Origin of the sequence: Microcoleus sp. F10-B2 (genome assembly GCF_036704965.1) — a bacterium.
In the GTDB taxonomy this organism is placed as follows: Bacteria; Cyanobacteriota; Cyanobacteriia; order Cyanobacteriales; family Microcoleaceae; genus Microcoleus.
On sequence record NZ_JAUBTB010000012.1, the window covers coordinates 22,105 to 29,833 of the forward strand.

Genomic DNA, 7,729 nt, shown 5'->3' on the forward strand with positions numbered 1-7,729 from the left:
GGATTGGCCGGAGAGCCCGTCCTAAAATTTCATTAAAAGGACTTTTGCAAAAGGTCTATTTTCCTGTAGTTTCAGTCCCTCACAGTACCTCCGGCGAACGACTTCTTTTTAAAGCAATAGATAATTGCCTCAATCGTTCGCTAACTTCTAAATTCGATTCTTGTGACTTCAAGTTATCAGGTATTTCAGCAAACAGAAGTGGATTTCCCTGCAACCACTCATTGAGAGCAACGCCAGTCCAAGTACCTTCTTTGTCTCGGAAACTATCCACTAAACCCTTCAGTTCTTGAATACAGTATGACTCGAAACCAGCCGCACTAAAAATTGCATAAACTAAGTATTCTTCAAACGCACTAATATCATTTCCTACCTCAAAAACTACAGCTTCTTCTTGTGGCGATTTTATGTCCTTAGAAAAATCTCCTACTATTTGCGCTGCTACCCCAGCAATTTGGGTTGCTATTCCTGTAACTCCTAATACTTGTTGCCGAATCTCCGAATTAAATAGTAAATCTGAACCATATTTTACATATTTTTTGAGAACCCTAAAGGCAGCTTCTTCACCACTATAGTAGTTATCAATAATTTCAATATCTACCCCTAAACTTTTGATTATTTTATTTCGAGTATCACTATTAACTGGGCCGCGAATCAGCGCTTCAGCAACTGGACGCGCAAAGCGTAAAAATAATACGCTTAAGCTATTCTCTAGTTTTGCTAAAAAATATTCCTCGGAATTTTCAATTAGCCTGGGTTTTACTTGATTACTTTCCCATAATAAACTTGTCATATATTCAACTAATTTTAATGCTTCATCCTTAAGTTCTAAAGCAAGTTGATGAGCAATTGCAGAGAGAAGCTTACTAATATCACCGTACAAATCATCCCGCCAAGCAAAATTGGCTTTCATGCGGTCAAACTCAGGATTGGAGTTAGCAAGAAAAATAGTATCTTTCTTTTTAAATGTTTCCTCCCTGAGTTTCTGCATTTCATTGTCAACAATTTGTAAATATCGTTCTCTAAATTTTTCTATTTGAGTGAATGACTTAGCATTAGAACTATCTAACGATTTGTTTACAACCGAATATTCATAGTATTTTTGTAAATCAGCTTTGATTGTTTCCCATTTTTGATTCCACCATTCTGTAAATAAAACCCGCCGATTATTTTCTTCAAATAGCTTGGCTTCTTCAGGATTTTCTGGATACTTTTTGCTGACTGTAATATAAATCTGTTCGGAATTGCTGAAAATTTTATTGATAGAAGCTTCGCATCTTTTTTTTAAAATCGAGACACGCTCAGTGTTGATATAGTTAAATATTTTTTCCTTAATTTCTGGAATTCCCGTACCATTTTTATTCAGAGTTTCTTCATCGGTAATTCCAGTTAGTCTCTTCAACTGAGCTTCGATATTACTTGCATCCCCAATCTCTAACTTAGTCTGTTCTCCTGCTAAACCATTCAAAATTAGATAGGCTCCGGCTGAACCATATACAATGCGTTCAGGTGGAAGCTTTGCACGCTTTAACCAGTCTTGAGATGCTTCTTCAATATGTGTTTTAAGCGCCTCTGCACTACCTAATGAATCAATCCGACTTAAAAATACAAAAAGCTTATCAGCAACGGTGACGTTTTTATCGCCAAGTTCGGTAAACTTGATTATTTCTAGTTCCTTTTCCCGGAGGCTAGTAAACCGCTGTACCAATATCACCGCATCACAGTCAGAGAGCATTGCTTGTGCTTCATCAACGTGCTTTGCTAAACCTGAATCTAAACCGGGAACATCATAAAAAACAATCCCTTCAGCCTGAGCAAGTTTGTTAGTATAAAGTCTCGCCTCTAAAACAGCGTGAGCATACTTTTCATCTGCTACATACTTCTTGAGTGGTTCTCTAATATCTTCGAGTCTAGTAAAGGGAAAAGTCAGATTACCTTCTCTTCTTACCTGTTGTAAAGTTATTTCGTTTGCTCGTATAGTATTGAGGTCTTCTTTCGCCCCTACTTTCTCCAGTTCCTTGAGTAAGTTGATAAACTCTTCTTCGGTTCTCGCTTGTACTTCCAGCCTTTGTTCGGACTCGTTTTCAACTGAATAAATTTGTGTTGTGGTAAATGTGCATCTTCCTCCCTTTGCTGGAAGTAAATCACATTGCAACCAAGCATTAATAAAGGTGCTTTTTCCTGCTTTTTCGAGTCCGACAACAGCGATGCGAAACTCGCGCTTTTTCAGTCTTTCAAGTTGGCGACGAGTTGGTTCTGCTTCTTGTAAAAGTACGTCTTTAAATCCAGCAGGAACTTCAGCTTGGGGTAACATAGCCAAATTAACCGCGTGTCGCTGCACGTGTAGAGCGTCGCTAAGACGAGCTTCATAGTAAGAAGATGCTGCTTTCCAGTCCATTTTGAGGTTCCTTAAATGCGGTTAAAGTTTTCTAAACCAGATACAGATAGATATTTTAAAGAAGCTAATTGTTTAACCATACCTTGTCCATTGGAAGGGAGATTTCTCTTTAAAATATATGGAACTTTCTTCCCAATCATTTCTTCCCCATTATCAATGTTAATCCTGACGTAAATTTCTCTCTGTTCACTAAGAGTTGTAATATCTTCGTCGGTTCTGTCTAACCGCTTCCATGTCGCATCCGCATCTTCTGGAGTTGTACATAGAAAATATAAGGAATTATCTATGAGTTTTTCTATGTCAGAGACATCAATTGGATGATTTTCTCTTACATTTTCTACCATCGATGCTGGTACAACAAGACACAAAGCTACAGGTACAGGAACTTTTGGTCGTGGTGGAGAGCTATCTAATGGCTGATTTTTGCGACTATCTCCTACTTCTCGTTCTTTTTTGGCTTTTTCAAGATATTTTATACAAACAACTGCTCCTACAATTAGACATCCTATAACAACAATCTGAAATAACTTCATTTGAGTATCTTCCCAAGTATTACCAAAATTCTTACGTACAGTTTTAACACTCTCTTTCACCGGCTGAATTATATCATTTATCCATTTTTTTTGATTATTAGGATTACTTATGAAAAGCCCAATAATATCAACTGATATAGATAAATCATCTTCTAATGATGCGTAATCTTTAATTTTAAGATACTGACAAACTTCTTGAGCTTGTGAGTTGTCTGCTCCAAGTATTATATATATTACTGTGGACAGAACTCCCTTCTTTTGATTTTTAATTTTAGGATAAATCTCCTCACAAATCGCTTGATACAATTTTTCTATGTTTTGACCTACTGAAAATTGGGGTGGCGGATTCATGTCATTATATTTTTGGGATAGAACACGGATTTTAAATTAACAAAAGCAATTGTCAATTCAGTTAACTTTCCAGATTTTTCCTAAGCTAGAAAACTCTTCTGCTAGGTTTTGAGCTTTTTGTTCCATAGGTTGCCAGACATTTCTTTGCTTTTCATAATCAATAGTAATTTCTTGGTTTGCCTTATCGAGCCTTTCTTGATAACGGTTAATAATATCACTCTGAACTTTATCTACATTTTTTTTTAGACAATCAATTTGTTCTAGTAACCAGCTTGCAACTTGATTTACTCTTTCTGAGTCTTCCCCTTTTGCCTGCATAACCCACCCTTCAAGTAAATTTTCTACACTTGGTATGTCAGCATTATCGCTAGAACGGGTTCGATATTCGGTTTCATAAATGGTTTTCTTCCCTATCCACAATGTATACCAAGTTCTTTTTTGTCTTTCAACCTGTACTGCTTCCTCCCAATTCCCTTTTGTAATAGGAAATCCTGCTTTAAACCTAAAATTAAATGTTAAATGACTCTCGACTTTAATCAGTTCGGATTCAGGAAACTTAATCGCTATGTTAGGTGCAATATCATTGGCTTCATTTTCAAAATAAGACAAATGGCAACGAAACAATTCGGACACAGCCTGATAAATTCTATTTAATTCTTGAGTGGAAATCTGTTTTAATACATCCTGTATAACAATGTTAAGATGGATAGCTAGTTCATTGAGTTCCTCATTAAGTTGTTTGAGTTTATTTTTCTCAGCCTCCGTTTTTGCTTCCATTGTTTTTCCTTTTTTAGCAACGGAATCCTTGTAGCCTAAGCCAACTAAACGGTTCAAGTTTCTTGCGAGTAAATTGACATTTAAAACATTTGCTCTTTTTAAATTCGGGCTGTCTAAGTCTACCCTTCCAGTTTCTAAAGACTTTGCCACTGCTTCTAATACTTGGTTAATTCCTTTTTGAAATTCATTTTCCCATGAATAAAGTGGGAATAATTTTTCTCGTAATTCATCGTATGGTTCGACCTGCTGGAGTTCCGAAATTATGGTTCTTATATACTTCACAACATCATCTTGTGACTGTTTTGCTAGAACCTTTTTAACTTTTGTATCTAGTTTTTCAAAAGGCTGTTTTAAATTTGTATCGCTAATTTCTAAGAACTGTTTAAGTGATGCCCTAATCCTTGATATATTTTCGTATTCCTGTTTATAGCGTTCTTCCGAACTATTAAGAATAGCGGTTGTTGTTTGTGTTGCCCATTCCGTTACGGCATTTCCTGCGGATAGATTGAAGCGTTCTATAATTTGTGGGATTACTAACTGTGGAAAGTGTTGAGTAATATGTCCCCTTAAGTTCTGTTGAAATTCCTCTGCATAAGATTTTTGCCATAATGCTTCAGCAACTCGGTTTCGATCGTGTCTAGACCATTTTTGTACGTTACGTGGCAGGACTTCTAATATATCTTCATCAATTAATCCATTAAAATTGTTGTCTGCCTTTTTACAGGCTTCAGCACTATAGATATCATCATTATTTTGGATCTGAAGGGCTAGTAGAGCAGGCCATGTACTAAGTTTGACAACTTGTAACTTCTCTATATCTTCTGTATATTCTTGTAGTTGTTCAGTCAATTCGTTTTTTATATCACGTATAGCTTTTTCAACAAAGCGATTTTCTGTTTCCGGCCAATTTTTGTCAGCTCGAAAAACGTCAATCCGATTCAGAGTAAAGAGCATACGTGCAGGAGAACCACCCAAATCTTTTACCTGCTGTACAACTTCTTGCAGTAAACTTTTTACTTTATGTGCATCGGTTTCTGCACTATTGTATGTGACTATGCACAATGCCTCTCGGCACTGTTTAATAATATCTGCGTTACCTTGATCGCCCACATAGGCCAAACCAGGTAAATCAAGAATTTTTACCGTTGTTCCTTGTGGTAGTTCCAGTTTAGACTCTTTGACAAGCCTGAAAGGGTAAAATATTGTAGATTGTGGGCAAGCTAAATTCGGTTGTTTTTCTCTGTTTTCGATATAACTTATCATTACTTGGTATAAGCGCTGATAAATTTTTTCCTCTCTGATACCTCTCCATTCTCCACACTCCCACAATGCTCCTGGTGTTTCATGGATTATTAGAGACTTTTCCTTGCTATATTCGATAGTGACTGCCCCGGCGCTCATTTCACTTACGGCTACGGGGACAATTTCGGCTCCACATAACAAGTTTACCAAAGTGCTTTTCCCACTACTGGTGGTTCCTGTCGTCGCAAGAGTCAGAGTTGGATTACGGAGTTCCTCAACCAGAGTGCTTAAAGCCTCGTCTAACTTTATAGACAGTTCTTGCATTTCAGGCTGATATGTATCTGGTAAATGCTCGGAAATTTCTGTATAAAAATTATTCCAGTATTTAGCAAGTAGTTGAGCTTTGAATTCTACTTCGTCAAAAACTTTGTATAATTGTTTACTCATGTGTTAAATACTGGTGTTGATCATGAATATGTATCCTAGTTAACATATTTGAGTCGCAACTGATAGAGGGCTGACAGCCGCACTGTTGAATTATGACTCTAGGGCATCATCATACCATACCTGTCAAAATACGATCGCAATTTATTTATTTATTTATTTATTTAAATAAAGTTACAAACAGGATCTTCAGATTGTGGCATATCTTCAATTAGATTATCAGCGGGCGTTGCTGAATGCAGGTATGAAACGATCGCACAAACGCCGAAAGAACGCTCTAAATTGCGATCGATTATACCCATATTCCCCAACGCAGCCGATCGAACTCTCGCACAATTAGTCAACAGTCGATCGACTAAAACAAACCTCATTACCAAGGATTACCAATCATTCTAAAAGCAGACCAATAATAAGGATGAGAAAAATTCTGACTCGTCGTGTTTGCCAATTCCGGGGGTAGTGGCAGATTGCCAACAGAAGTGTGCAACATCCCCCCTTCAATTCGCACCTCTTGGCGCAACATCGCTAATTGCGCTTGCCGGAGTGCTTCTGCTTTAATCGGAGCAGTTTTTAACTGCCCGTAAAACTCCGCCATCAATCCTAAACTGCCCTCGTCGCTGACATACCAAAGAGTCGCCATAGCCGATTTAACCCCGGCTTGCACGGCTAACCCGCCAAAGCCCAACTCGGCCTCTCGATCGCCCACAGCAGTCCTGCAAGCACTCAAAACTAACATTTCCACTTGCGGGCTGTGCCATCCCATTTGCCGTAACTGATCCAAACGCAGTTTAGTATCCCACAACTGAATAAAGGATTCGCTCGGATCTCCCGATCGAAATTCGGCGTGAGTAGCCAAGTGAATCATCCCAAAAGGATACTGCTGGCGCTGCGATTTCAAATTAGCCAGGGTGAAAGCTTCATTCAAGAAAGACTTGCCCGGCCACTGCTGCGGGGTGATGGTCGATACTTCTATTTCCACCGCAGGTAAAGGACTCATCTCTGGAAATTGCGACGCCCCCATTGCCAGAACTTGGGTATTTTTGAAATTGGCGGGGCTGATATCTGTCAAACTCAGACTCGGCATCGATCCAACACTGTAACGCTCTACCAGAAAGCCTTTGCCGTCGTGCAGCGCGCCCATCGGTATCGATCGCAACCCCATATCTGAGATAAAAGATAAATTCTCAATGCCTTTGGCTTGCAGTTCTGCTTCGAGCGGCGCTACCATCCACTGGTAAAGTTGCTGAGCCAAGGGCAAATAACTTGTAGTCTTGCGCTTTACCGGATTAGTCAGTTCATCGCGAAATTTCCGAACAGCTTCCATTACCTGGGCGCGAGAGGTTCCAGGGATGCGCTGGCGAACGGGCACACCTTCCGGGGTGATCACCATCATTTCCAGTTCGTCAGAGGCTTGGATTTGCTGTTCTACGCGCAAGATGGGCGAACTGCTGTAAGCCCGATCGACTGTAGAACCCCTGGGTACGAAGCTGATATAAATGATAGCTGGTTTGATGCCTGTGGCTTGTTGGACACCGCGAAGGGTATTTTGGGCATCTTCTAAGGTGGCGATCACAGTTGTTGATGGCAAACTTAGGTAATCGACAAACTCACTGGTAAATCTCTCCTCGACGGGAAAAATAACGGCGTCGAGGTTGGTGGGCAACTTGGAAGCGTCAAGATTCCCAGACGCGGGAGGTGAATTGCGCTGTTGCAAGGAATTAGATATCTGGTTTTGCTCTTGCAAGCTGGGCGAAAATAAAGGATTTGTGCTGGGCGGCTGGTTGGCTGCGAGCTCCGGTGTCGGTATCGGTGCGAGATTTATCGGCGCAGCAGCAGGCGCAACCACTGGATTTTGAATAATTGTCGGTGCTGGTGGCAAATTTGAGACTGGGGCTGGATTTTGAGTAATTGTCGGTGCTGGTGGCAAATTTGAGACTGGGGCTGGATTTTGAGTAATTGTCGGTGCTGGTGGCAAATTTGAGACTGG

The 7,729-nt window shown here is 39.7% G+C and carries 5 protein-coding genes; all 5 read right to left on the minus strand.

Annotated elements, in window-relative coordinates; genetic code table 11:
- Positions 1-79: 79 nt before the first annotated feature.
- Entirely contained in the window at positions 80-2,395 is a 2,316-nt protein-coding gene (locus tag QUA99_RS06745) for a dynamin family protein (protein ID WP_333242178.1), read from the minus strand.
- 11 nt (positions 2,396-2,406) lie between these two features.
- Positions 2,407-3,279, minus strand: coding sequence for a hypothetical protein (locus QUA99_RS06750; RefSeq protein WP_333242174.1), 873 nt, complete (start codon positions 3,277-3,279; stop codon positions 2,407-2,409).
- A gap of 57 nt (positions 3,280-3,336) precedes the next feature.
- Positions 3,337-5,745, minus strand: coding sequence for a dynamin family protein (locus QUA99_RS06755; RefSeq protein WP_333242173.1), 2,409 nt, complete (start codon positions 5,743-5,745; stop codon positions 3,337-3,339).
- A gap of 161 nt (positions 5,746-5,906) precedes the next feature.
- Positions 5,907-6,113, minus strand: coding sequence for a hypothetical protein (locus QUA99_RS06760; RefSeq protein ID WP_333242170.1), 207 nt, complete (start codon positions 6,111-6,113; stop codon positions 5,907-5,909).
- On the minus strand, positions 6,113-7,729 hold a 1,617-nt coding region (locus QUA99_RS06765; protein ID WP_333460321.1), incomplete at its 5' end, for a CHAT domain-containing protein. The genes QUA99_RS06765 and QUA99_RS06760, both read right to left, overlap by 1 nt.